Below are 25,948 nucleotides of genomic sequence, written 5' to 3' on the forward strand. Positions count from 1 at the left end.
CACGGTTGATCGAAGAAAGAAAAGATTCAATTACCGATAAAGCCAGTCGGAACAAAACACCTCCAGATGTAAAATGTATCAACACCCCCATCTCAAAACTAAAAAGAGATAGCCACCTAATGGAACTCCGCCACCTCCGCTACTTCCTGGTAGTCGCCGAAGAACAACACTTCACCCGCGCCGCCGAGCGCCTGGAGATGCAGCAACCCCCGCTCAGCCACCAGATCCGCATGCTGGAAAAAGAACTCGGCTTCGACCTGTTCCGCCGCCATCCCAAAGGCGCGGAGCTGACCGCCGGCGGCGCCGCCTTCCTCGAAGAAGCCAAGTCCATCCTGCGCAGCGTCGAGCTGGCCTCGGCCAAGGCGGCGCGCGCCGCTCAGGGTTTTGAAGGCACGATGATCATCGGCTTCACGAGTTCAGCCGCGGCGCATCCACTGATCCCCGGCATCATCCGCGCTTACCGGAATGCCTATCCGGGCGTGCATCTCGATCTGCGCGAAGGCAACGCGGCGGAACTGACCGAAGACATCGAAGAAGGCAAGGTCAACCTGGGCTTCCTGCGCTCACCGGTGAGCCAGCCGCGCGGCATCGGTTTCCATCAGTTGCTGGAGGAAGAAATGCTGCTGATCCTGCCGGTCGGGCATGCCCTGCTGGAGAAGCAGCAAAAGAGTGAATTGCCCGTCGTCTCGATCAAGGCGCTGGCGGAGGAGCAATTCATCCTGGTGCGGCGGCATGGGGCGCCGGGTATGTATTCCAACCTGATCGAAGCCTGCGAGAACGCCGGCTTTACGCCGCACATCGCGTCCGAGGTCGAGCGCATGCTGACCAACATCAGCCTGGTGGCGGCCGGCGGCGGGATCTCGGTGGTGCCGGCGTCGATGAAGAATTTCCATCGCGACAGCGTGGTGTATTGCCGCATCCGCGATGCGCGTCCGGCGCTGGTGGCGCCGATCACGCTGGTGAACCGGATTGCCAGCATTTCGCCGGCGGAAAAAAATTTCCTCGATCTGGCGAAGAAATTTACACGGCAATACAAGAAGAGTTGAAACCGGCTGCCTTCAAAGCGCTGACGGCGGCAAGGCGGAGCTGCTGCGGATGCAGTCGCGGCCTTCGCTCTTGGCGAGGTAGAGCGCCTTGTCGGCCGCGCGCAGCAATTTATCGGATGCGTCGACATCGCGGATCGGCACAAAGGCGCTGACGCCGGCGCTGATGGTGACGATGCCCGCTTCATTACCCTCATGCAGCAAACCCAGTTGACGCACGGCGACGCGAACGCGTTCAGCCACCGCCATGGCGCCGGCTTCGTCGGCGCCGGGCAGAAGTATCGTTATTTCTTCGCCGCCGTAGCGCGCCATCACGTCGCCGGGACGCGTCTGCTGCGCCTTGATCACGCGGCCGATCTTGCGCAGACATTGATCGCCGGCGAGATGGCCGTAGATGTCGTTGTATTGCTTGAAGTGATCGACGTCGACCATCACCAGCCCCAGCGAATCGCCGTTGCGCATGGCGCGGCTGAATTCTTCGTGCAGGCTGAGATCGAACTGGCGGCGGTTGGCCAGGCCGGTAAGGTCGTCTTCCAGCGCCAGCCGTTCGAGCGCCTTGTTCATGCCTTCCAGATTCAGGCGCGCCTGGTCGAGTTCGAGATCGGCATCCTTGCGTTCGCGCATGAGCGAATTGAAAGCGCTGCCGAGGTCGCCGATTTCATCTTCGCGATACGACAACGGCACTTCGTCGTAGGTCTTGGCGGCACGGATCTTCTGGATGTGGCCGTGCAGCCGGTGCAGCGGATCGATCAGGCGCGACATGATCAGCCAGGCCAGCCAACCGGCGATGAAAGCCAGCGACAGCGATACCAGCAGCGCCCGTTTCTGGATCTCGCGCACCGGCTGGAAGGCGTCTTCCTGCAGGTAGATGGAGCCGATGATCCAGTCCGTCGAGGTCATGCGTTTGAAGGCAAACAGCGCCGGCTGGTTGCTGCGATTGACGCCTTCCATGCTGCCCTCGAATCCTTGCAGCGCACGGTCGGTGCCGCCGCTGTTGCCGCCGACGCTGTTGGCGTGCTGCAGGATGCGTCCCTTGTCGATGTGATCGACGATGATGCCCTTGGCGGTAAGCACGAAGATGAAACCGTTTTTGCCGACTTTGGTATTGGTGAACTGGCCGAGAAAATTGGCTTGCTGCAAATCGACGCTGCCGACAAACACCATTGCAACGTCGCCTCGATCGTCGAGCACCGGCTCGGTCATGAGCACGATGGCGCGCTGGGACAGCTGGCTGCGCAGCGGCTCGGAAATGACGCCGCGCTTTTGCTCCAGCGTGCGCCGCATGTATTCCCGATCGGCAACATTGAATTTGCCGACGGCGCTGCTATCGATGAAATTGGCGATCAGGTTGCCGTCGGCATCGAATGCAGAAAAGTTGAAGAACATGTCGGTCAGGCTGGTGTGGCTGGCCAGATAGGTCTGCAACTGCTGGTGGTCGCGGCGGGCCGAAGCCGGCAAGCCCTGCACCAGGGAACGCAGCGTGATGCGGCGGGTATGGAAGCTTTCATCCAGCGCCGTCGAGATCATCTTGATCGTCGTGTATTGCTGGTCGCCGATCAGGTGCTTGATATCGCGCTTCATGATGTAAAGCGAAACCGAGACAATCACTGCGGTAGTGACCAGAACGGCAGCAACCACGACCATGATGACCTTGGTCTTCAGCGTCCACTTCACTCGCAACGGATTACTCAAAATGTTTTTCTTCTCGGAAATAATCATGATGCGCGCAAGAAATCTGCTGCTCGCGGGCATCGTCATCTTAACCGACTTTAATGCCTCCCATATAGCGGGAAACTACGCGCGGCCTACTTAAAAACCACGAAACCGCGCACCTAAATCACCAGCAAGGCCTGCAACACCGGCAAGCGTTCCACGAAGAAACGTTGTGCCTGCACGCTCAGTTCGTCAAGGTTGTCCTGCTCGTCTTCCAGACGCACGCCGTCGCGCACGAGCTTCTTTCCCTGCGCCGAAATATGGCGCCAGGCAAACGCGATGATGTCGGCCGGCGTCTGCTGTTCTTCGAGCACGGCGAGCATGAAGAGTTGCTGGATGCGATCGACGGGTACGCCGCCGCCGGTGAGCGGACTGCTGAGATGTTCGATGTCGCCGTCCGCGTTGCCCTCTGCTGCCAGGGCGACGAGGTGGCGATTGAGCGCGACGCTGCCTTCCTGGCTTTGCGCGATGTCGGCGTCCAGTTGAACCGGCGCTGCGTTGCCGGCGCCAATCAGCATCATCACCGCATCGAGCACTTGCTGCAGGCCGAGGTTGCGCGAGCCGACCACGCCGGCGATCTCGCCCAGCGAATGCGGCTGCATGTCGGACAGTTCTTCGATGATCGGGCCATAGATATGCGGGTTGAGCGTGATCTCGGTGGCGACGGTCTTGAGCATCATCGGGATCTTGTCCGGATGATTCAGCAGCACCACGCGCTGTTGCGCCAGCGTGGCCTGGTGCAGGGCCGGATCCAGGCGCTGCGCGCCGCGCACCCAGTAGTCGCGGCGGAATTGCTGGTTGACCATGAAGTCGCGCACGCTCTGGCGCAGATGGCGGTCTTCGATACCGGCGCTGAAGGCGCGCTGCTCCGGCGTCAGGTTGGCCATGTCGAGGTAATCGCGGAAGTCGGCCGAGCAGGCGAATTCCAGCCCCGCATCGGACCAGATGTCGGCCATGTCGGCGAAGGACTCGGCATGCCAGTTGCGATTGAAATACTCATGCGCGAGATAGTGGCGGCTCTGTTTTTTGACCAGCTCCAGCCGTTCCTGCATGAAGGTATTGGCTTGCGCGTAGACCGGGTTGGTGGCGAACAGTCCGTCGGCAAACGCCAGCGCAGCGTCGATGCGTTCGGCGCTGCCCTTGCCTTCGTTGGACGGCATGTCGAAATGGCGCAGCAGCAAATCGCGCAGCGGCATGAAGGCGGCCCAGCCGGGCTGGGTGTTGTAGCTGACGTAGAGCACGCCGCCGATCTTGAGATGGCGTTCGACGAAGCCGCGGATGATGCGCCGGTTCTCGGCCGACACCCAACTCCAGATGCCGTGCATGGCGATGAAGTCGAATTGCGGCAGATCGTCGCGCGCGCAAAACTCGGCGAAGCTGGCCTGCTGCAATTGCGCGCTGCTGCCCGCGGCAGCGGTCAGCGACTGCGCGTTGGCGACTTGTTGCGCGTTGAAGTCGTTGCCGTACCAGGCCACCGGCGACGCGGCGGCGTGGATGTTGACGCTCAGGCCCTGGCCGAATCCGAGTTCGCAGGCGGTGCGCACCAGTGGACTGTCGAGCCCGACCGCGGCAAATCCCAGTTGCAGCCGTGCCGGATTGAGTTGCGGATAATAGCCGTGGGTGTAGCCGATGTCGGTGACGTAGCCGTCAGTCCAGTTGGAGTTCATTGCGCCGTCTGTCCCTTGTTTTTGCGTTTGCGGGGGAATTCGATGAAAATGCCAACACGCAGTGTCGCAGAATCGGACCGGAACGTTTTGAAGAATATGCCGGAGATTCCGGCTTATTCCCCGGTCTGACGGTTTGCTGACCACCGGCCGACCATGCTCCGACCTGCAGGCGGGTCCCCGACTTCACCGTCCGCCGGGCAATCGGCTATAGTCTGCTTTTGTCCCATCCCGCCGTGATCTCATGAGCAACTCCTCTTCCCCTTCCGATCTCACCGCCCTGCGCGACATCGTGCGCCAGTTCGTCGAAGAGCGCGACTGGCAGCAGTTCCACACGCCGAAAAACCTGGCCATGGCCTTGTCGGTGGAAGTGGCCGAACTGGTCGAGCATTTTCAGTGGCTGAAAACCGGCGAACTCCATGAACTCGACGACAAGCAGCGCACCGGCATCCGCCATGAACTGGCAGACACGCTGGTGTACCTGATCCGCCTGGCCGACCGCGTCGACGTCGATCTGTATGACGCCGTGATCGAGAAGATGCAGCTCAACCGCGAAAAATATCCGGTCGACAAAGTCAAAGGCCAGTCGCGCAAGTACACCGAGTATTGAACGCTTGCCACGAACACAACTCCAAACCGCCATCGTTGCTGTGAAGTGCAAAGAGCCGCGACCGTGATCCACCCCTGTCCAGGAAATAGAATGAAGCCGTCCCTCAAAATAGCCGCCGCCTGCGGCACGCTGCTGAGCCTGTGCGCCTTGTCCGCCCACGCCGATATCAACAGCGCGCTGAACGCCTATGGCGAACAGAAATACGATGCCGCCTACCGCGAGTTTTCCCAGCTGTCGGCGCAAGGCGACAACCGCGCCAAATCCTTCCTCGCGCTGATGACGCTGCGCGGCCTCGGCACCCCGCGCGACGTTGTGCAAGGCGCCAGGCTGGCGCGCGAGTGCGCCGAAGGCGGCGAACCGACCTGCGCGGCGATTTACGGCAACCTCAACCTGCCCGGCAACGGCCTGCCGGTCAACTTCGCCGAGGCGCGCGCCTGGACACGCAAGGCCGTCGCCGCCGGCGACCAGCGCGCCGGCTTCGGATTGTGGCAAGCCTATTCGCTCGACCCCGCCAACCAGTTCATGGTCAAGGGCAAGGCCGACGACCGCAAGTACAACGCGATCGCCCGCCGCACCGTTGCCGAGCGCGGCGACCAGATCGAAGCCATCGACGGTCTTGCCGGCGCGGCGGCTGCCGGTTACCTGCCGGCGCGACTGATGCTGGCCACGCTGCTGCTGGAGCAAAGCGGCGCCGGCACCACCAAACAGATCCGCACACTGCTCGACGGCATCCCCAACCTGCCTGCGGATTATCAGAAATACCTCGCACTGGCGCAGCAAGTCGACACGCTGGGCCCGACACGCGCCGCGCCGAAGGTGGTTGCCGACGCCATCCCGACGGTCATGACGGGCGCGGCGCTGGCGTCGGAACGGGCCGGCACGCCCAATTCCACGCAGTGCAAGGACTTCCGCCTGATGTCCATCAAAGAGGTCAGCAAGGTGGGCGACGCGGTCTGGCTGCCGCTCACGCAACCGTTGGTGACCGGCACCTATCCGGTCAAAGGCACGTGGACCGAAGACTGGCATGTGTTCTTTTGCGGCGCCGAACGCACGGTGCAGATGCAGTTCAGCGCCGACGGCATGGGCGGCGCCATCTACAAGGTGCGCTCCTGATGCACACTCCTCCTGCAGGAGCATTACAGTTATCATACGGGCGGCCTCGGGCGGTTTCCACGCCCGCGCACCTGCCTTCATCTGACCACGTTTGCATTTCATGAAACCTCAACGCAGCGCCGACCCTGCCGAAAGCCTCGACCAGACCGTCTATGACGCGCTCTTCAACGGCGTCATGCATGGCCGCCTGAAGCCCGGCACGCGTTTGCAGGAAGCTGCCCTGTGCGAACAGTTCGGCGTCAGCCGCACGGTGGTGCGCCAGGCCTTGCGCCGCTTGTCCGAAGTGCAGATCGTCGACATCGTCGCCAACAAGGGCGCCGCCGTCGCTACGCCGAGCCCCAGGGAAACCCGCGACGTCTTCGCTGCGCGCCGCGCCATCGAAGGCGCCATCGTGCGTGAAGTGGCGCGCCGCATCGAGCACGGCGATATCGAAAAACTCAAGCAGCGGCTGCGCGCCGAACACGACGCCTTGCACGACCAGGATCACCCGCGCTGGGTGGCGCTGGCCGGCGGCTTTCATCTGGCGCTGGCGGAGCTGTCCGGCAACCAGGTCTTGCAGCGCATGCTGACCGAACTGATGACGCGCTGTTCGCTGATCGTCGCTTTGTACGAAGCTCCCGGCGAAGCCAGTTGCGAACACGACGAACACGCCCGCCTGGTTGAATTGCTGTCCCTGCGCGACAGTAACGGCGCCGCCGACGAAATGGACAAGCATCTGTTGGCGCTGGAAGCCCGCCTGCGACTTCCAGCCTGAGTTTCCCCCGCTCAACATCTCCCCTCTTCGCCCTCTCTCCCCGCCCTCCTTACCACGCACCAGAATTTCGCCGGCTGCCCGCGCATGGTGCGAAATCGTCTTTGATTGCGCCAAAATAAACAAATGTATACAATTTAAACAAATTCATTATTTATATATAAATCAAATACTTAATTAATTTAAAAGGCTGGCATTTAAATTGCATGTATACAATTTAAGGGCAACGATGACGCACCTCGCCCTGATCTTTATCCATCCATGCAAGGAGCCTTGTTGCCATGAAACGCCGTGACTTTCTTTTCGCCTCGGGCGCTGCCGCCCTCTCCTCCCTGTCTTCGCTGCCGGCCCCTGTGATGGCGGCGACCAGCCCCGCGCCGCGCCTGAAGATCGGCTTCATCTATTCCGGTCCGGTGGCCGACATCGGCTGGTCGTTCCAGCACGACCTCGGTCGCCGCATGCTGGAGCGTGAGTTCGGCGCCCGCATCGAAACCGTCTTCGTCGAACGCGTGCCCGAAACGCCGGAAGCCGAACGCGTCATGCGCCAGCTGATCGACGACGGCTGCAAGATGATCTTCGCCACCTCGTTCGGTTTCATGAATCCGGTCATCAAGGTGGCGGCGGAATATCCCGACGTCATCTTCGAGCACTGCTCGGGTTACAAGACGGCGCGCAATGTCGGCATCTATCAGACCCGTTTCTACGAAGGCGCCTATCTGCTCGGCACCATTGCCGGCCGCATGACCAAGACCAACACGCTGGGCTATGTCGCGCCGATTCCGATCCCGGAAGTGATCCGCAACCTGGACGCCTTCGTGCTCGGTGCGCGCAGCGTCAATCCCAAGGTCACGGCCAAGGTCGTGTGGATCAACGCCTGGTACGACCCGGGCCTGGAACGCGACGCCGCGCAGACCCTGATCGCGCAAGGCGTCGACACGCTGTACCAGAACACCGACTCGCCGGCCGCCGTGCAGGTGGCGCAGAGCCGCAAGCTGTACGCCTTCGGCCAGGATTCCGACATGACGCGCTTCGGCCCCGACGCGCATCTCACCGGCAACGTGTTGAACTGGGGCGTGTACTACGTCCACAAGGTGCGCCAGGTATTGGAAGGAAAATGGAAATCGGAAGACACCAAATGGGGCATGAAGGAAGGCATTGTGCAGCTCGCACCACTCAATCCTGCCCTGCCCAAGGATGTCGTCGCGCTGGTCGAGCAGCGCCGCAAGGCGATCGTCGCCGGCACCTTGCAACCGTTCGCCGGCCCGATCAACAACCAGGCCGGACAAGTACAGGTGGCCGCCGGCAAGTCCGTGCCCGAATCCGAACTGTGGACCATGAAGTGGTATGTCGAGGGCATACAGGGCAAGCAACCTTAAGAAAGCATCGCCATGACTGAAATCGATTTCTCCGAACTGGGCGTGTATCAGCGCTACAAATTGATGGCGAGCCTGATCGTGCCGCGCCCAATTGCATTGATCACCACGCTGGGCGAAGACGGCACCATCAACGCGGCGCCGTTCAGCATGTTCAACATGCTGGGCGAAGATCCGCCGATCGTGATGGTGAGCATCAATCGCCTGCACGACGGCAATCTGAAAGACACCGCCGCCAACATTCTCAGGACCGGAGAATTCGTCGTGCATCTGACCGACGAAGCCATGTGCGAACAGATGCACGCCTGCGGCGACCGGCTGCCTTCCGATGTAAGCGAACTGGCGCACGCCGGATTGCATGCGGTGCCGTCGCAAAGCGTCAAGCCGCCGCGCATCGCCGAAGCGCCGGTGGCCTTCGAATGCGTGCTGCACGAAAAATTGGAAACGGCGAGCCGCTACATTTTTATCGGACGAGTACAATGGCTCGCAGCGCGCGACGGCCTGGTGGATACCGAACTGTGGCGCGTGCGGTTGCAGGACTACCACCCGGTGGGCCGTTTCGGCGCCAGTTTTTACGTCAAGACCAGCGAGCGGTTTTCGCTGGAGAAGGCGCAGGCCAACTCCACTCCGATCGACGAAATGTGAGAAAGAACTCCTTTCATCAATAGGCGTGAGATGCGTTCTTCCCAGAAAGGGCGCTGGCAAGGCGTGCCACGCGCAAGGAGCGCAACGCGGCCAGCGCCCTTTCTGGGAAGAACCCGGAGGGAGCGGCCTGTTTGGGCGATCTGCTGCGTTACGACTCGGGATCAAGACCCCCAGTCTTGATCCCGAGTCGCGCCTTGCATCTCATCCCAAACAGGGCAAGCTCGCACTCACGCCTATTGATGAAAGGAGTTCTATAAAATGACATTCAACGATAGTGACATTAAAGCCATGCGCCTGGCCATCCAGGCCTCCTCCGAAGCACTTGCCGACGGCGACATGCCTTTCGGCGCAACACTGGTGTCGCCCCAGGGAGAAATTCTGCTGGTCGCCGCCAACAATCAAAACAGCGCTGCCGATTGCACCGGCCATGCCGAAATGGTGCTGGTGCGCACCGCGCAAAAACAACTCGGCCTGAGAGCGCTGCGCGGCGCCACCGTGTATGCCAGCGGCGAACCTTGCGCGATGTGCAGCGGCGCAATGTTCTGGGCAGAAATCAAGCGTGTGGTGTATGCCGCTTCTACCGCACAGATCGGCGCAGCGCTGGGCGGCCCGCAACTGCCTCTGCGCAGTGCGGAAACGCTTGCCAACGCCAGCCCGGCGATGATCGTCGACGGACCGCTAATGGCGGAAGAGGCCTGTGCGGTGCTGGCGCGGTTTGTGCCGGACTAGCATCCCCATCTCCTTCTCGGGAACATGCTTGCCATCGCGGCAAGCAGTTTCCGCTTGCCAATATTTCCATCGAAACATGCTTGCGCTACAAGTGTAAATTTGGCGCGCCTCGCTTCAGAAAACGGCATCCCTGTCGTTACCGGGATTACATCCGACAAAGAATGTCGACAACCATTCTTTGCGGCAAGTTTGACTAGCCCCGTTGCCATGAATCGAGTACAAGCCATGAAGATGCCTGAAATGTCGCCGCGTGATTTTTATCAAGTGAACGCGTTGCATGCATTCGGCTTGTTCGCTTCCTCGGCGGAGATGCGCTTTGAGCGCCTGACGCGGCTGGCCAAACGCCTCTTCAACGTGCCGGTGGCTTTTGTCAGCCTGGCCGAAACGCATCGCCAGTGGCTGCCGTCGAGAACCGATCATTCCGCCCTTCCGCGCGCCGCGGCAACCGATGAATTGCTGGTGGTGCCCGATACCGTGCTGGACGATCGCTTTCAGGATCATCCGCTGATGGGCGACGCCAGCGTGCGCTTCTATGCCGGTTGCCCGATCTGCGTGGGCAACGGCGATCAACTGGGCACGCTGTGCCTGATCGACAACCAGCCGCGCGCCTTCGACCACGACGATCAGGCCTTGCTGCGCGATCTGGCGAAAATGGCCGAGCAGGAATTGTTCGCCATGGAGCTGGCCACCGTCGACGAGCTGACCCGCGTACCGAATCGCCGCGGTTTCGAAGCGATGGCGGAACAAGCGCTGAGCCTGTGTAAGCGCCTCGACAAACCGGTCTCGCTGTTTTATTTCGATCTCGACCTGTTCAAGCAAATCAACGATCAGTTCGGCCATGCCGAAGGCGACCGCGCTTTGCAGGATTTCAGCACTATCCTCACACGCAGCTTCCGCCAGTCCGACATCATCGGCCGCCTGGGCGGCGACGAATTTGCCGTGCTGCTGCCCAATACCAATCAGCAACAGGCTGACGTCGCCCTACGCTTTCTCGACAAGGCGATCAGGCAGCACAATCGCAGCAGCAAGCGCGGCTACAAATTGCATTACAGCGTCGGCTACGCCGACAGCCACACAGGCGGTGCAACACAATCCGTCAGCGAACTGATGCAACGCGCCGACGCGCGCATGTTTGAAAACAAGAAACAGCACGCGCGCCACGGCGCCAATGCCTTCGCGATGCTGCTCGATCTGCTGCTGCCGGCGCAGCGCAAATACCGGCATTGATTCCGCCGTAGTGCCGCAGCGACAGGCGTGCGCAAGGGCCCGCGATTTCCCCTGCAAACCCGACATCGACTTCAAGTATGATGTGCGCTCCGACTCGCCACGGGAGTGAAACATGAACTTGCGGATCATCGATTTGCCACCGGTCAAAGTTGCTTTCCTGCGCTACACCGGTCCTTACGGCCCTGCGCTGGGCGACTTCTGGCGCGATACCTTCCTCCCCTGGCTGCAAACCCGCCAACTCGACGGCCTGACCTGTTACGGCATCGGACTGGATGACCCGACCGCCACGCCGCCCGAGCAATGCCGCTATGACGCCTGCGTGGAAGTGCCCGACAGTTTTGTCGCCGACGGCGCGGCCCTGACCACGCTGCCGGGCGGCCGTTACGCCGTGGCGGATTTCCGCGGCCATACGCGAGACATCGGCCAGGCCTGGATGGACATGTGCCGGCAATGGGTTCCCGGGCAACAATTGCAGTTCGATGCACGCCCCGGTTTCGAGCGTTACCTGCCGGGTTCGCGCACGGATCCGGAAACCGGTTTATTTTCCTGCGAACTCTGCGTCGCCGTACGTTAAACTGGCTTTTCCATTCCTGCTGTTGCAATCGAAGGAGCGCGATGATGGGCAAGCCACAATGAGTACGGCAGATATGGACGCCATGTCCGCGCCGCCAGCGGAACCGTCGCCTGAGGAAGCCGTCAGAAAGCCCGCCTCGGTCGCCAACCTGGCGATCGGTTTCATCCTGCTGGTATGTGGGCTGTTCATCGTGGTCGACCTGATCCAGCTCGGCCTGGCGCGCAAGCAACAGATCGACGATACCAACGTTGCCGTCACCAACATCGCACACGCCTTGCAGCGGCATGCCGACGACACGCTCAAATCCGCCGATGTCTCGCTGATCGGCATGATCAAACTCATCGAGACCGAAGGATCGGGCCCGCGCGGCCAGGGGCACCTGGCCACATTGATGGGACAGAACGCCAACGCCCTGCCGCAGATCCATGCCTATTTTGCCTACGACGACCATGGCCGCTCGCTGGTCGACTCCACCCCGCTGTATGTGCCGCAGGATGTTTCCGATCGCGAGTATTTCATGTATCACCGCGACAATCCCGGCCGCGACGCCTATATCGGCCCCCTGATCAAGAACCGCACCACCGGCTCCTGGATCATCACCGTGTCGCGGCGCCTGAACCGCCCGGACGGCAGCTTCGCGGGCGTCATCATGGCGGCGCTTGACTTGCAATACTTCAAGGCCTTCTACGACACCTTCGACATCGGCAAGGAAGGCGTGATCTTCCTCGGCATGAACAAGGGTACGGTATTGGTGCGACGGCCTTTGTATGAAGAATACGTCGGCAAGACCATGGTCGATACACAGATCTTTCGCGATCACATCGCCAAAAATGCTTCCGGGCTGGTCACGTTCAAATCGACGGTGGACGGCAAGGTCCGCCTCACCGCCTACGATCATTTGCAGCACTACCCCTTGTATGTCTTCGTGGCGTTGTCGAAGCAGGAAGCGCTCTCGGGCTGGGTGGAAGACACCGTCATGCACGCCTGCGGCATCGGCATCCTGGTGCTGACGCTGGCGCTGCTGGGCTGGCGCCTGGTGCGGCAAATCAGGCTGCGTGCGCGCACCGAAGTGTCCTTGCGCGAGGCTCGCGATTCGCTCAATGAACTCAATGCCACCTTGCAGCGGCTGGCGCTGGAAGACGGCCTGACCGGACTGGCCAACCGCCGTCATTTCGATCTCGCGCTGCAGGAAGAACTCAGCCGTGCGACCCGCAACGCCAGCTCGCTGGCGCTGATCATGGTCGATGTCGATCGCTTCAAACAATACAACGACATCTACGGCCACGCCGCCGGCGACGAGTGCCTGCGCCAGATCGGGCGCGCCGTGAAAAACGTATCGCGCCGCAGCGGCGACCTGGCGGCGCGCTACGGCGGCGAAGAACTCGCGGTGCTCTTGCCTAATACCGATCTCGCCGCAGCGCTGGCGATCGCCGAGAACCTGCGCCAGACCATCGACGCACTCCAGATTGCGCATGCCGGCAATCCGGCCGGCAACGTCACGGTCAGCGCCGGCATCGATGCGCTCATGCCGGCACATGCGGACGACCTTCCCGAAACCTTGATTCGCCAGGCCGACCAGGCGCTGTATCAGGCAAAAAAACAGGGCCGTAACCAGGTTTGCGCCGCGACCGACGTCGTCTGAATCCCTACTCTCCGAACGATGAAAAAAGCCGCAGCATTCCATCGGAAATGCTGCGGCTTTGAGTACCAGCACCGTCGTTACGACATGCCTCAGCGCGGCAACAGTTTGACGTTGCGCTTGCCGTCGTCATGGGCAATCGACAGACGCGAACCGCCGGAAATCATTGGCAGTTCCACCGCATTGAGCACGGCGCCGTGGCCATGCGAAAGCTTGAACAGGCTGACCGCACGCGTCAGGCTTTCGGCCTGATCCTGGAGCGAACGCGCGGCGGCGGCGGCTTGTTCAACCAGCGCCGCATTGTGCTGCGTGACTTCATCCATCTGGTTGATCGCACCGCTGACCTGCACGATGCCCTGATGCTGTTCCTGGCTGGCGACGCTGATTTCCTCAACGATGCCGGTGACGCGCTTGACGCTGGCGACCACTTCATCCATGGTGTTGCCGGCCAGTTCGACCAGCTCGGTGCCGCTGGTGACCTTGCTCACGGAGTCGCCGATCAGTTCCTTGATTTCCTTGGCGGCGGTGGCGGAACGTTGCGCCAGGCTGCGCACTTCCGAGGCCACCACGGCAAAACCGCGGCCTTGTTCGCCGGCGCGCGCCGCTTCGACTGCGGCGTTCAAGGCGAGGATGTTGGTCTGGAAAGCGATGCTGTCGATCACGCTGATGATGTCGACGATCTTGCGCGACGATTCGTTGATCGATCCCATGGTTTCCACCACCTGATCGACCACGCTGCCGCCCTTGACCGCCACCGACGATGCGGTCGCACCTAGCGTATTGGCTTGGCGGGCATTGTCGGCATTGCGCTGGACTGTCGCGGTCAGCTCTTCCATGGCCGACGCCGTCTCTTCCAGCGAACCGGCTTGCTCCTCGGTGCGCGACGACAAGTCGGCGTTGCCGGAAGCGATCTGGCTCGACGCCGAGGCAATCGTGTGTGCGCCCTCGCGGATCTGGCCGACGATGCGCGCCAGGTTGTCGCGCATTTCTTTCATCGACATCAGCAGGCTGCCCTGGTCGCCGCTCTTGGTGCTGATCTCGATGGCGAGGTCGCCCTTGGCGATGTGGTCGGCGATTTCCGCTGCATAGTCCGGTTCGCCGCCGAGCTGCTTCAACAGGCCGCGCGTGATGACCAGCGCAACTGCGACGCCGATCAGCACCGCGACGATGGTCATGCCGATGATCCAGGCGATCGAGCGGTCAAACAGGCGGTCGGAGGCGGTGCCCGCTTCGGCCACGCGCTGCTCGGTCTGCTTGATGACGACGTTGATGTCCTTGACGATCTGGCGGCGCAACGGGCTGCATTCCTTGACGAGGAAATCGCCGTATTCCTGCATCTGTCCGGCTTCGCGATACTTGCGCGGGCGTTTCAGTTCTTCGGCCATGGCCAGCAGGCCGGCGCTGACCTTGTCGAAATCGGCGTCGCCCTTGAAGGCCGGCGCCATGGATTTGAGCGTATCGAGGTAGACGGCTTTTTGCTCGTCGACGATGGCCAGTTCCTTCATCGCCTCGGCGTTGTCGGTAAAGATGAAGGCATTGCGCGCCGCCAGGCCGGTCTGATCAAGCGCTTCACGCGCGTTGTACAAAGGCTGCAGTTTTTCCGCCTGCACCTTGTCGCCGTATTTGACGGTAGCCAGGATTCCTTCCAGACGCATCAAGGAAAACGCCGCCATCGCCGACAACATCAACACCAGCAGCCCGAATCCCAGGCCGAGGCGCACCCCGATTTTCAATTTGTTTAACGCACGCATGCTTATTCCCAATCCGAAGTTTTTGTCAAAAGTCGACCTTACGGGTGAGCACGTCCCATGCCACGCCGGAGAAAAAATATTTATCACAGGAAACAATGTCCTGTATTTTTGAGTATGCTTGAGATCACGTCAGGTGATGCCAGACGTTGCGTACGGCCTTGCCGGGCGGAAAAGCTTTGCCAGCTTGGTGTGCGACGGTGCGAAGATATCACATACGATTAAGAATGCTTAATTTTTTCACAATGCTTTCGCGGCATCTTTACAACATAATTGACATAGACCAGAAACAACTTCATGTTAAAAATTCAAACAAATAAAGGGGAAACCATGAACAAACACATCGTCCGCATCGTGCTGTCGCTGCTGGTCCCGTTTCTCCTGCTGACCGCCTGCGATCACTCCGTCGACGACAAACTGGCAGCGCAGGCAGCGGCGGAACAATCGCTGGGTATCTCGCCCAGCCTGTTCGCCACCAAATTCAACCGCGCCATCGCCGACGTGCTGGAAGACCGCAAGGATGACGACGCCGGCCGCATGGCGCCGCTCTACACCATCGACGTCACCCAGTTGCACAACGGCGGCGAAAAACGCACCTTCCAGACCCAGGTCGGTCCGGCGCAGACATCCATGATGGGCAGCCTGGCCAAGGACGGCGATCTGAAGACGGTCGGCGTGCTGCTCTCCAATCGCAGCGAAGGCGCGCGGGCAGAGTTTTTCCTGTGTGCAGAAGCCACCAGCCGCCTGGTCACCGACGGCGACAAGCAAAAACTGCCCGAGCTGATCAAACGCCTGGTCAATAACGCGCTGAACAATCCCGGCCAGCGCATGACCGATGTCGTCGGCGACAAGCTGATGTCGGCGGAGATCATCCAGCAGGGCTTGATGTTCCAGATCGAACACAAGTAAGGATCGAAGACCTTGCATGAAACGCAGCGGGGGCGACCATGGTCGCCCCCGCTGCTTTATTGCCGTCCGATCTGCCGCGTCAGATGTCCAGTTTGATCAGACGCGTCGCCTTGGCGGTGCCGCCTGCCATCAGATGGCGGATCCGGCCGTCGGCGACGGACAGTTTGACCTTGATGACGCTGGGAGAAGGCGGCTGCATCAGATAGCCTTGCTCGATGATGATCTCGGCATCCCTGACGCCGGCGTAATCGCGCAGATAACAGGCCAGCGGCCCGGCCGCCGTGCCGGTGGCCGATTCCTCCGGGATGCCGAAACGCGGCGCGAACATGCGTACGCCGGCATGCCGTCCGCTGATCGTCGTCATGTCGGAAAAAACGTAGTAACCGATCACATCCAGCTCATTGCTGATGGCTTCGATCAGCTTGAAGTCGGGGCGCAGCGTGGAAACCGTCTGTTCGTCCGGAAACGGCAGCACCAGAAAAGTATTGCTGGTGTTGACCAGCGCCGGCACCAGCATGCGATGGAACTGCGATGGCGCCACGCCCAGCGACGCCGCAATGCGCGCGGTGAAAGGCGAGGCCGCGGGAATGTCGCGGTACTCCGGCGCGCGCTGCTCCATGTAGACCATGTCGCCGTCGATCAGGATGTTGCGGTTGCCGTCGATAGTCTCTTTCGACAGCATGCCCTCGCCCACCAGGCCCAGCTTGCGCAACAGGGAAAACGTGGCGATAGTGGCGTGGCCGCAGTGCGGGATCTGGCGTGTCGGGGTGAAAAATTCGAGTTTGATGGTGGCGCTCTGCGAGGCGGAAACGAACGCCGTCTCGGACAAACCCAGCTTGCGGGAAATGAGCAATTTCTGGTTTGCCGTCAGATTATCCGCGTCGAGCACTACGCCTGCGGGATTGCCGCCAAGGGCGCCATCGATGAAAGCATTAACGATCTGAGCTTCGACGTGCAAAATAAAATCCCCCGAAGTGTGTTTGTTCTTCAGGGGATTCTAGCGCAACACGCCGGATCTTCGCTGGCATGTTGCAACTTTGCTCAATTTACTTGCCCTGGAACGGCTCAAACGGCTCGGTCAGGATGCCGGTCAGCGTGCGTACGCCGTCGATGTAGTTCCCCAGGCGCATGTTCTCGTTGGCGCTGTGCTGGTTGTTGTCGGCGTTCACCAGCGGCACGATCACGAACGGAATCTTCAGCGCGCCGACCATGGCGCCGGTCGGCACGGTGCCGCCCATCATGCGGATCTGCACCGGATCCTTGCCATAGGTCTTGTTGAAGGAGCTGCGCAGCCATTTGCCGATCGGCGCAGCCAGGTCGGTGCGCACCGCCATGCTGGAAGCAGAGACCTGCGCATAGTCCAGCGAAGCGAGCTTGGCGTAACGGGCGCGATCGTCATCGGTCGGCTCGCCCTTGACCAGGTGGAAGCCCTGCTTCTCAATGTGCGTCTTCAGCAAACCCAGCAAGACTTGCGGATCGGTCTCCGGCACGGTGCGCAGATCGAGCTCGGCAATCGCCACGCCCGGCACGATGGTGCGCGCCTTGGCGCCGACATCGGCGGACTGCAGGCCGCGCACGTTCAGCGTGGGATATTGCATGGCTTCCTGGTAGTTCTGCCCGACCTTCTCGGCCTGGGCGATGCCAAGGCGCTTGCGCAATGCCACTTCATCGTCCGGCACGGCGCGCATGATGCGGCGCGATTCGTCGTCCAGCTTGACGGCATCGTAGTAGCCGGCGACCGTCACGCGGCCGTCGTCATCCTTCATCGAGGCCAGCAGGCGCGCCATGGTTTGCGCAGGGTTGGCGGCGTAATTGCCGTAGTGTCCGCTGTGGCTGTCCTGACGCGGTCCGAACACCTTCAATGTCGCCTGCGCCACGCCGCGGTTGCCGAACACCAGCGTCGGCAGATTGCTGGCGTGCATGGGGCCGTCGAGCACCACCAGCAGGTCGGATTTCAGCAACGCCTGATGCGCGCCGATCACCTTGCCCAGCGAAGGCGAACCTTTTTCCTCTTCCGAATCAAGGATGATCTTGACGTTCACTGCCGGCGTCGCGCCGCTGCTCTTAAGCGCATCGAAAGCGGCCAGCATCATCATGATCGACGCCTTGTCGTCAGCCGACGCGCGGCCGAACAGACGCCATTCGGGATTCGGATTGGCGGTGTAGAGCTGATCGATCGGCAGCGTTTCCCATTGGCCGGCGGCGTTGCGCTGCTTGAGCGTCGGCTTCCACGGGCTCTCCTGCTGCCATTCGGACGGCGTCACCGCCTGGCCGTCGAGATGCGCGTAAAACAGCACGGTCGGCTTGCCCGCTTGGTTGCCCGGCAGCTCGGCGAACAGCATCGGACGCCCGTCGTTGGCCAGTTGCTGCGTGCGGAAACCGCGCCGCTGGAACGCCTGTTCGAACCATGCCGTGTTGCGCTGGATATCTGCCGCCACGACGGAATCGTTGGGGATGGCCAGCACTTCCGCCCATTCCTTGAAGGTGGCTTTTGCAGCAATGGCAGCTTGCGCGCCGGTCGGTGCATCGGCAGCAAAAAGAGATGACGACGCCAGCATTGCGACGGCGACGCCGGAAGCGATGCACGTGGCGCGGAGAGAGCGGCGGGAGATGATGTTCATGCGATTTCCTCATGGCAATGGAACGGCCATGATACAGAAATCATCTCCCCGCGAATATCCATCCGCATGTCGAAGAAGCTCCACAGGAGACGCAAACACGCGCCCCCTGTGGAGCCGACACGAATGATGAAAATTATTTGTGAATTACGAAACGCACAGGACGGCAATCAGCGATCTACTCGCGCCATCCTGCGCCCGCGGCATCAGGCCGAGGTATCGATGATGTTGCCGAGGGATTTCCAGCCGGCGGATACGTCATCCGCCACGGTGTTGGCGGCCGACTTCACGGTGTCGACGGTGGAGTCGACGGCATCGCTGATTTCGTCGCCGACTTTGGCGACGGCATTCTTGACCGGCACGTAGACGTTGTCGTACAGCGCATTGGTATAAGACGAAGAAACGGATGAAACGCTCATGGCATGCTCCTTGAAAAAGTCGATGAATGATTCTGTCTTCATCATAGCCATTCGGAGCACGGACAAGAACAGGCAAGAGCGCGATTCCGGGTAAATCAATTTAAAGATTTGTAAGGATTCGATGACCCTAGGGCGTCGCGAGAAACCGCGAGATCACGCCGGCCGCCTTGTCGATATTGAGCACGCCCTCCAGATGCCCGCCGGGTCCCTGCAGCAGATACAGCATGCCCTGCCCGCCCTGCTTCTTGAACCGCTGCAGCGCTTCCATCGACAGCTTGAGCGGAAATACCAGATCGCTCGAACTCGGGATGAACAGGATCTTGGCCTTGATGCCCTTCACCTCTTCGTCGCTGAGGCGATACAGCTGATTGGCCTTCGACATGTAGATGATGCTGTTGCCGTCGACGGTTTTGGCGCGTGCGCGTGCGCCGGCTTCCAGCGCCGATTCGATCTTGAAGAGATTGCCGACCGCCGCCCCGGGCGCCTTGTCAGGATCGGCAAGCGCATAGCCGAAGGTCGCCTGCGCCCACTCCCAATGCCGCGTCTGCACGCTCACGATCTTGAGCGCTTCGGCCACGCCGTCGTCAGGGTCGCCGCTGCCGTAGTAGTCGCCCTGCTTCCACTTCGAATCGAGCCGCACCGGCAGCGACCAGACGTCCAGCAAGGCGATCACGTAAGGGCTGATTTCGAAACCGGGTCCGATCACGTGCACCACGCGCTTGACGAAATCGGGATACAGCGCCGCCCACTCCATCGCCTGGATCGATCCGCCCGATGCACCGATGGCCGCGGCCAGCTGATGCACGCCGAGCTTGTCGAGCAGTTGCTTGTGCACGCGCACCGAGTCGCGCATGGCCACCACCGGGAAATGCATGCCATAGGGCTTGCCGGTGGCCGGGTTGATCGACGCCGGGCCGGTGGTCGTGACCATCGGATCCTTGACGTTGATGTTGACCAGCGTGTCGGCGCTGACCACGAAATACTTGTCGGTGTCGATCGCCTTGCCGGGACCGATGATGCTGTCCCAATAGCCTGGCGCGGCGTCGCTCTCCTTGTACTTGCCTGCCGCGTGCGACGTGCCGGAATAGAAATGCGCGATGAAGACGGCGTTGTCGCCGGCCTCGTTGAGCTTGCCGTAGGTCTCGTAGCCGACCCGCACGTCGCGGATCTCTTGCCCGCCGACGGTCTTGTAGGAAGCCAAGGTGAATATCTGTTTATTAACCAACGGCAACGGCGCCGACGGCGACGCCTGCGGCAGTTGTGGCGTCTGTTTCGATGACGGTTGCGGCATCTGCTGCAGCGGCTGCGGGCGCACGGGGGTAGGCAGCGATGAGGCCAAGGCCGCCGGTGACGACCAGGCGAGAGGCAAGGCGAAAAAGACGGCGAAAGAGAGGATGAAAGACGGACGGCGCAACTTCATCATGAAACGAATCTCCCGGGCATGGATGTGACAACCCGGCCACTCTACGACAAGCACCGCCGCATCACAACCGGGCATGTGTAAAAATACGCCTCTTTACAGTTCGCATACAGTTTCAATGCGGTTTCAATACAACGGAGATTTCCTGTGCCCACTACCCACCTGCCCGATGTCGCCGGCCTGCTGCATTTGCGCAATGCCCACGGCGACAGCGCCGTCGTCAGCCTGTACGGCGCGCAACTGCTTTCGTGGACAACCGCCGAAGGACGCGAACACCTCTACTGCACGCCGATGCCGGCGGTCAAACCGGGAGCATCGATCCGCGGCGGCGTGCCGGTCTGCTTTCCGCAATTCTCCGGACGCGGCGCCTTGCCCAAGCACGGCCTGGTGCGCAACCTGGTCTGGCATGTCGACGGCGACGTGCTGAGCGGCGACGATCAGGATGTCGCCTGCGTGCGCCTGGTCGCCACCGATACCGACGGCACCCGCGCGCTGTGGCCGCACAGCTTCCTGCTGCAACTGCAGGTGGAACTCGGCGCCGGCTGGGTCAGCGTCGCGCTCAACGCCACCAACACCGGCACGGCGGCCTTCGACTTCACCGCCGCGCTGCATACCTACCTGGCCATACCCGACGTGCGCCAGGCCGCCGTCGCGCAACTGGAAGGTACGCGCGTGCTCGACACCACCGTCGCAGGCGGCAGCGAAGCCGTGCATGGCGCCGCACCGCTGCGCATCAGCGACGAGACCGACAACATCTATTTCAACGCGCCGGCGGCGCTGTCCCTGCTGCAGGATGAGCAGCCTTTCCTGCAACTGGACCAGCAAGGCTTCGCCGACAGCGTGATCTGGAATCCCGGTCCGGCAAAAGCGGCGCAGCTGGGCGACATGCCGGCCGAAGACTGGACCCGCATGCTCTGCATCGAAGCGGCGCAGATCGAGCATCCGGTGCGCCTGTCGCCGCAAGCCACCTGGCGCGGCGTACAGCGGCTGACGCGCAGCCGCTGAAACCGTCCGGCGCGTCGGCTTACAGGGTCAGCAACAGCGCCCCCTGCACCGCGCCGGACTCCAGCAGACGATGCGCCTGCGCGGCGTCTTGCAGCGGCAAGCGGTCGGCGATGTCGATCTGCAATCCCGCTTGCAGTTGCGTCACGGCGGCAGCGGCGGCGACGCGATACTGTTGCAGCTCGCCGATGAAACTCAGGATGCTGGGCCGTTCCAGCAATACGCCGCGCGCCTGCGCCGCCGGCAACGCCTCCGCCGGCGCGCCTTCACCCGAAATCGAGCCGATGCTGATCGTCATGCCGCCGCTGCGGGTGGCCTCGATACTGTGCAAGACGTGCTGGCCGCCAATGCCGTCGATCACGGCATCCACACCTTTACCGTCGGTGAGCGCATGCACCCTGGCGATGAAATCTTCCTGGCGATAGTTGATGACGTCGTCCAGTCCGCGCGACTGCGCCAGCGCCGCCTTCTCAGCGCTGCTGACGGTGCCGATCACACGTGCGCCCATGCCTTTGGCCCATTGCGTCAACAACAGGCCGAGACCGCCCGCCGCCGCGTGCACCAGCACGGTCTGGCCGCGTTGCAGGCGCGCATAGTGGTTCAACAGCAGATAGCCGGTCATGGCGCGCAGCATGCCGGCGCCGCCCTGCTCCAGCGATATGTCATCGGGCAAGGCAATCACGCGCGAGGCATCCAGGTCGACGTGCTCGGCGTAGCCGCCGCTGCGCGCTACCCATGCCACGCGCTGGCCGGCTTTCAACATCGGGACATCGGCGCCGACCGCTTCGATCACGCCGCTGCCTTCCACACCCGGTACGCCGGGCAACGGCAAGGGATAGCGCCCGACACGGTAGTACACATCCACATAGTTGACGCCCGCGATCTGCTGGCGCACGCGCACGGCGCCGGGCGCCAGCGGCGCCAAGGTGCGCGAGGCGTACTCCAGGTGCGTGGCGTCGCCGTAGGAGGAAAATTGAATGACCCTGGAAGTGGTGGTTTGCGTGTTCATGTGCCTGCTCCGTCTCGATGGAAAAAGGAAAGTGGACGCTCAGAATAACTTCGTGCAAAATCGAACGGAATTCCTCATTCATGCCCATCTACTGTGCAAAAATCGACATATACGCCTGCAACGCCCCTCTCGCTTGAGCAGCTCTCCTGGGATGACGTGCGCTACTTCCTCTGTCTGGCGCGCAGCGGCAGCCTGTCGGCGGCGGCGCGCTTGCTGGCGGTGGAGCATTCGACCGTGGCGCGCCGTATCGGCGCACTGGAAACCGCGATCCGGCTGCGGCTGTTCGACCGTCTGCCGCGCGGCTGGCAGTTGACCGACGAAGGCAAGACCCTGCTGGAAGCGGCCGAACGCATCGAACTGGAAGCGCACGCCTTCGGCCGCGCCATCCAGGGCATGACGGCCATGCAAGGCGTCGTACGGCTGTCGGCGCCGCCGGCCTTGTCCAGCCATTTCCTGATGCCGCTGATGGCGCAAAGACACAAGGAATGGGAAGGCATACAACTCGATCTGGTCGGTGAAATCCGCGCCGCCAATCTGCACCGGCGCGACGCCGACCTGGCGCTGCGCCTGTCGCGCCCGGAAGAACCCGGCCTGATGGCGCGTCGCCTCGGCAGCGCCGGCTACGGACTCTACGGCAGCAGCCGCTGGAAACGCGTGGCGCGTGCCAGGCGGCAATACATCGGCTATGGCGAGGCGCTGCAAGGCGGCCCGCATCGCGCGTGGCTGGCGCAATGCGCGGATGGCGCGCCTTACGTATTGGCCGCCAGCGATTTCGCCATCCTGCACCAGGCTTGCCGGTCAGGGTTGGGACTCACCATCCTGCCGCATTTCATCGCGCGCAACGACGAGACGCTGGTCGAATTCGACAGCGGCCTGGACGCCATGCAGCGCGACATCTGGCTCACCGTCCACCCCGACCTGCGCCGCTCGCCGCGGGTGCAATGCATTGCCGGATTATTGGCGCAGATCGTTCAGGAACAGCACGACGCCCTGGCCTGAATTGCGCTTTCTCCGACGACTTGCGCCTTCGCTGCCGCCATCCTCGCCGTTATCGTTGACGATACCTCGCCGTTCTGTAGAATCGAGAGCAGGGGAAACTTTCAGATGCGAATCATGAATAAAAAAATACGCACGATCTGCACCGGCATTTTTTTTGTTGTCATTGCGCTTACATTGAATGGCTGCGCCACCGCTCCGGGGGCCGCCTACACGGGCTTGCAACCGCTGACATCCGAAACAGGCGACGTCTATCTCTATCGCAAAAAAGCATTTGTCGCGGTGGCGCAGTCCTTTTCCACGACCCTGCAGGGGCAACAGAGCGGCGATTTGTACAACGGCTCGTATCTGCTCTTCCGGCTTGAGCCCGGTTCTTATGACATGGCGGTCCAGCCCGGCCCGTTCGGCGTCGTCAGCCATTACATCGTTGAGGTCAAAGCCGGAGAACGCAGTTTTTACCAATACGACTTCCCTACCGGCATAGGGGCGAACATGTTTTTTCTCGGCTCCTCCATTCAGCCGCGCACTCAGAGCAGGGCCGAAGCAGACCTGAAAGACCTCACGGCTGCGAAGCTGGACCTCACCGCCAAAACCCGCATTTATCGCGCGACCGGATTTGCCGCGCTGGAAGATGTCGATGCCATGCCGCTGAAAACAAGTCACGGCAAGGAGGCGTATCGATCCTGGCTGGCGCAGAAACCGCCGCGCGCCTTCGTCATCGCAGACAACGACAAGTTGGTCTCGACCTGGAGCAACAATCCGGCCGACAAGACGGCGCCGATGGATCCGCTGGTGCGCGCGATGACGCGCTGCACCGCGCAGGGCTACGTCAACTGCAAAGTCTATGCGATCGACAATCGCGTGGTCTGGGTCCCTGATGCGAACGAGACCAAGGGCGACGACGGAATGCCGGCGGTCGTTGCCGAAGCCGCGCCTGCGCTGCCGGCCGTGCAGGCTCCGCCGCCCGCACAGATCACGCCCATCGCCCAGCCACAACCGCAACCGCAGCCGCCATCGGCGCCTCCGGCCCCAGCACCGGCGGAGCCCGTCGCCACTACGCCGCCGGCAATGCCCAGGTACAGCACGTCGTCCGTCACCCCGATCTTCAGCCAGTTGCTGAAGGCCGACTATCCCGACGGATTCAATACAATTTCCGAACAGGCGACGTCTCAGCACTATCGGCGCGAAGCCGTTCCCAACGGCGAAGACCGACTCAACTGGACCCGCAAATTCACCATCACCGGCGTCCAGGGATTGGCCGACGATGCAAGCATGACACCGACCCTGTTCGGTGAAAAAATCGAAGAAGAGATCCGCCAGAGCTGCCCGGCATCATTCAGCCGCAAGATGCTTTCCGAAGGCAATGTCAACGGCTACGATCAGTTCATTGCCGTATTCAGCTGCGGCACCGCGCCTGCAACGCAGGGCAAGGCGAGCGAGTCCATGCTGCTGATCGTGATCAAAGGCGAACATGATTATTACACCGTACAATCTGCCGACAGGGGTGCGCCCTCCTCGGCCCCTGTCGCGATCAATACCGGACAATGGCTGAACAAGCGCAAGAATCTCGGCGCTGTCAGACTGTGCACGCCGGCGACCGGAGAAACCGCCCCTTACACAAGTTGTACAGGATCCTGACCAAACATTCCTACATCCGGCCATGCTCATCGTTTTCGGAAAAGCCAGCTCCATCAATGTCCGCAAAGTCCTCTGGTGTTGCGACGAACTGAACCTGCCCTTTCAGCGCGAAGACTGGGGCAGCGGATTTCAATCAACACAGGTGCCGGAATTTCTCGCGCTCAATCCCAATGCGCTGGTGCCGGTGATCGACGACGACGGCTTCGTCCTGTGGGAGTCGAACAGCATCATCCGCTATCTCGCCAACCGCTACGGCAATGACAGCTTTTATCCGCGCCATCCGCAAGCGCGCGCCTGCACCGATCAATGGATGGACTGGCAAGCGACCAACCTGAACAATTCCTGGAGCTACGCTTTCATGTCGCTGGTGCGCAACTCGCCGACGCATCAGGATCCGCAGCAAGTGGCAGCGTCCGTCGCCAATTGGAACAGGCATATCGGCATCCTCGAACAGCGGCTGCAAGCCACCGGCGCTTACGTTGCCGGCGACCGCTTCACGCTGGCCGATATTCCCATCGGCTTGTCGATCAACCGCTGGCTCGCCACGCCGCTGGAACGTCCCGACTATCCGGCCGTGTCGGCGTATTTCCAGCGACTCACAGAGCGCCCCGGTTTTAGCCGGCACGGCAACAACGGCACGGCCTGACCCGGCGCCGGCACGCTCATCGACCTATCCCACCGACCGACGACCATGAACAATTCCGCCCATCGCCTTGTGGACATTTTCTTTTACGGCCTGCACATGGATGCGGAATCGCTGCAACAGAAAGGCATCGTCATCCGCCAGCCGCGCCTGGCCACCATCCAGCACCACAGCGTGGTGGTACGCGAAAAGGCCATGCTGTTGCGGGAGAGGGATGCACTCGCGTGCGGCATGCTGTACCAGCTGACGCACGCCGAAATCGACCTGCTCTACCAACACCAGACCGGTTATCGCGCCGAAGCCTTCCTCGCCAACGACGGCGAGCGCGAAGTCTGCGCCATCAGCATGGTGCACATCGAGCCGCCGATCGATTCAGCGGTCGATTACGCGTACGTTTCGAGATTGCGCAGCGTGCTGGAACGCCTCGGCTTTCCGGTCGATCATCTGCCGCCGCTGATCGCCTGA

At 61.6% G+C, this 25,948-nt stretch carries 25 protein-coding genes; 16 read left to right on the forward strand and 9 right to left on the reverse strand.

What is annotated here, in order from left to right; translation table 11 throughout:
* The first annotated feature begins 119 nt into the window (after positions 1-119).
* On the forward strand, positions 120-1,046 hold the full coding sequence (locus AKL25_RS18605; RefSeq protein ID WP_050479210.1) for a LysR family transcriptional regulator: 927 nt from the start codon (positions 120-122) through the stop codon (positions 1,044-1,046).
* 12 nt (positions 1,047-1,058) lie between these two features.
* On the opposite strand, the gene AKL25_RS18610 is transcribed toward AKL25_RS18605, so the two are convergent.
* Both AKL25_RS18610 and AKL25_RS18615 read right to left on the reverse strand, forming a co-directional pair.
* Positions 1,059-2,735, reverse strand: coding sequence for a sensor domain-containing diguanylate cyclase (locus AKL25_RS18610; RefSeq protein WP_240475795.1), 1,677 nt, complete (start codon positions 2,733-2,735; stop codon positions 1,059-1,061).
* A gap of 140 nt (positions 2,736-2,875) precedes the next feature.
* A complete protein-coding gene (locus AKL25_RS18615) occupies positions 2,876-4,423 on the reverse strand; it encodes a methyltransferase regulatory domain-containing protein (RefSeq protein ID WP_050479211.1) in 1,548 nt (515 codons plus the stop codon).
* A 241-nt stretch (positions 4,424-4,664) separates the two neighbouring features.
* Here AKL25_RS18615 and AKL25_RS18620 point away from each other — a divergent pair, with 241 nt between their 5' ends.
* The 9 genes from AKL25_RS18620 (at position 4,665) to AKL25_RS18660 (ending at position 13,084) form a co-directional block, all read left to right on the forward strand.
* Complete coding sequence (locus tag AKL25_RS18620; protein WP_050479212.1) at positions 4,665-5,030, forward strand: nucleotide pyrophosphohydrolase; 366 nt, start codon at positions 4,665-4,667, stop codon at positions 5,028-5,030.
* Between the two features lie 90 nt (positions 5,031-5,120).
* Entirely contained in the window at positions 5,121-6,143 is a 1,023-nt protein-coding gene (locus tag AKL25_RS18625; RefSeq protein ID WP_050479213.1) for a tetratricopeptide repeat protein, read from the forward strand.
* 100 nt (positions 6,144-6,243) lie between these two features.
* Positions 6,244-6,897 carry a GntR family transcriptional regulator gene (locus AKL25_RS18630; protein ID WP_050479214.1) on the forward strand — a complete coding sequence of 218 codons (654 nt, stop codon included), beginning with the start codon at positions 6,244-6,246 and terminating at the stop codon, positions 6,895-6,897.
* Positions 6,898-7,175: 278 nt separating this feature from the next.
* Positions 7,176-8,270, forward strand: a complete 1,095-nt coding sequence (locus tag AKL25_RS18635; protein ID WP_050479215.1) for a BMP family ABC transporter substrate-binding protein — start codon at positions 7,176-7,178, stop codon at positions 8,268-8,270.
* Between the two features lie 12 nt (positions 8,271-8,282).
* Positions 8,283-8,912: a flavin reductase family protein gene (locus tag AKL25_RS18640; RefSeq protein WP_050479216.1), complete on the forward strand. Its 630-nt coding sequence runs from the start codon at positions 8,283-8,285 to the stop codon at positions 8,910-8,912.
* A gap of 258 nt (positions 8,913-9,170) precedes the next feature.
* The gene (locus AKL25_RS18645; protein ID WP_050479217.1) at positions 9,171-9,641 is read left to right on the forward strand and encodes a nucleoside deaminase; all 471 of its coding nucleotides are present in this window, start codon (positions 9,171-9,173) and stop codon (positions 9,639-9,641) included.
* 225 nt (positions 9,642-9,866) lie between these two features.
* Positions 9,867-10,868, forward strand: a complete 1,002-nt coding sequence (locus tag AKL25_RS18650; RefSeq protein ID WP_050479218.1) for a sensor domain-containing diguanylate cyclase — start codon at positions 9,867-9,869, stop codon at positions 10,866-10,868.
* 112 nt (positions 10,869-10,980) lie between these two features.
* Complete coding sequence (locus tag AKL25_RS18655) at positions 10,981-11,442, forward strand: AraC family transcriptional regulator (protein ID WP_050479219.1); 462 nt, start codon at positions 10,981-10,983, stop codon at positions 11,440-11,442.
* Between the two features lie 58 nt (positions 11,443-11,500).
* Positions 11,501-13,084, forward strand: a complete 1,584-nt coding sequence (locus tag AKL25_RS18660; RefSeq protein WP_240475796.1) for a sensor domain-containing diguanylate cyclase — start codon at positions 11,501-11,503, stop codon at positions 13,082-13,084.
* A gap of 89 nt (positions 13,085-13,173) precedes the next feature.
* Here AKL25_RS18660 and AKL25_RS18665 read toward each other — a convergent pair whose 3' ends face one another.
* Positions 13,174-14,832: a methyl-accepting chemotaxis protein gene (locus tag AKL25_RS18665; protein WP_050479220.1), complete on the reverse strand. Its 1,659-nt coding sequence runs from the start codon at positions 14,830-14,832 to the stop codon at positions 13,174-13,176.
* Positions 14,833-15,159: 327 nt separating this feature from the next.
* Between AKL25_RS18665 and AKL25_RS18670 the strand changes: the two genes are divergently transcribed.
* A complete protein-coding gene (locus tag AKL25_RS18670) occupies positions 15,160-15,738 on the forward strand; it encodes a hypothetical protein (RefSeq protein WP_050479221.1) in 579 nt (192 codons plus the stop codon).
* 79 nt (positions 15,739-15,817) lie between these two features.
* Here the strand turns inward: AKL25_RS18670 and AKL25_RS18675 are convergent, their stop codons facing one another.
* From AKL25_RS18675 to AKL25_RS18690, 4 genes are all read right to left on the reverse strand, one after another.
* Positions 15,818-16,696 carry a PhzF family phenazine biosynthesis protein gene (locus AKL25_RS18675; protein WP_050479222.1) on the reverse strand — a complete coding sequence of 293 codons (879 nt, stop codon included), beginning with the start codon at positions 16,694-16,696 and terminating at the stop codon, positions 15,818-15,820.
* Positions 16,697-16,784: 88 nt separating this feature from the next.
* Complete coding sequence (locus AKL25_RS18680) at positions 16,785-18,359, reverse strand: M20/M25/M40 family metallo-hydrolase (RefSeq protein WP_050479223.1); 1,575 nt, start codon at positions 18,357-18,359, stop codon at positions 16,785-16,787.
* Positions 18,360-18,562: 203 nt separating this feature from the next.
* Positions 18,563-18,775 carry a hypothetical protein gene (locus tag AKL25_RS18685; RefSeq protein WP_050479305.1) on the reverse strand — a complete coding sequence of 71 codons (213 nt, stop codon included), beginning with the start codon at positions 18,773-18,775 and terminating at the stop codon, positions 18,563-18,565.
* A gap of 127 nt (positions 18,776-18,902) precedes the next feature.
* Positions 18,903-20,198, reverse strand: a complete 1,296-nt coding sequence (locus AKL25_RS18690; protein WP_050479224.1) for an E22 family MetX-like putative esterase — start codon at positions 20,196-20,198, stop codon at positions 18,903-18,905.
* Between the two features lie 144 nt (positions 20,199-20,342).
* Between AKL25_RS18690 and AKL25_RS18695 the strand changes: the two genes are divergently transcribed.
* Entirely contained in the window at positions 20,343-21,200 is an 858-nt protein-coding gene (locus AKL25_RS18695; protein WP_050479225.1) for a D-hexose-6-phosphate mutarotase, read from the forward strand.
* A 19-nt stretch (positions 21,201-21,219) separates the two neighbouring features.
* On the opposite strand, the gene AKL25_RS18700 is transcribed toward AKL25_RS18695, so the two are convergent.
* A complete protein-coding gene (locus tag AKL25_RS18700) occupies positions 21,220-22,206 on the reverse strand; it encodes a quinone oxidoreductase family protein (RefSeq protein ID WP_083444781.1) in 987 nt (328 codons plus the stop codon).
* 93 nt (positions 22,207-22,299) lie between these two features.
* On the opposite strand from AKL25_RS18700, the gene AKL25_RS18705 reads away from it, so the two are divergent.
* On the forward strand, positions 22,300-23,205 hold the full coding sequence (locus tag AKL25_RS18705) for a LysR family transcriptional regulator (RefSeq protein WP_050479226.1): 906 nt from the start codon (positions 22,300-22,302) through the stop codon (positions 23,203-23,205).
* Here the strand turns inward: AKL25_RS18705 and AKL25_RS24835 are convergent.
* On the reverse strand, positions 23,161-23,622 hold the full coding sequence (locus AKL25_RS24835; protein WP_167541910.1) for a hypothetical protein: 462 nt from the start codon (positions 23,620-23,622) through the stop codon (positions 23,161-23,163). The two genes, AKL25_RS18705 and AKL25_RS24835, sit on opposite strands and share 45 nt — an antisense overlap.
* Here AKL25_RS24835 and AKL25_RS18710 point away from each other — a divergent pair.
* Genes AKL25_RS18710 through AKL25_RS18720 form a run of 3 tightly spaced genes read left to right on the forward strand, consistent with a single transcriptional unit; the run spans position 23,584 to position 25,948 of the window.
* The gene (locus tag AKL25_RS18710) at positions 23,584-24,840 is read left to right on the forward strand and encodes a hypothetical protein (protein WP_167541911.1); all 1,257 of its coding nucleotides are present in this window, start codon (positions 23,584-23,586) and stop codon (positions 24,838-24,840) included. The genes AKL25_RS24835 and AKL25_RS18710 overlap by 39 nt on opposite strands.
* A 22-nt stretch (positions 24,841-24,862) precedes the next feature.
* The gene (locus AKL25_RS18715) at positions 24,863-25,486 is read left to right on the forward strand and encodes a glutathione S-transferase family protein (protein WP_050479228.1); all 624 of its coding nucleotides are present in this window, start codon (positions 24,863-24,865) and stop codon (positions 25,484-25,486) included.
* 45 nt (positions 25,487-25,531) lie between these two features.
* On the forward strand, positions 25,532-25,948 hold the full coding sequence (locus AKL25_RS18720) for a hypothetical protein (RefSeq protein ID WP_050479229.1): 417 nt from the start codon (positions 25,532-25,534) through the stop codon (positions 25,946-25,948).

It is taken from the genome of Herbaspirillum rhizosphaerae (assembly GCF_001189965.1).
Taxonomy (GTDB): domain Bacteria; phylum Pseudomonadota; class Gammaproteobacteria; order Burkholderiales; family Burkholderiaceae_D; genus Herbaspirillum; species Herbaspirillum rhizosphaerae.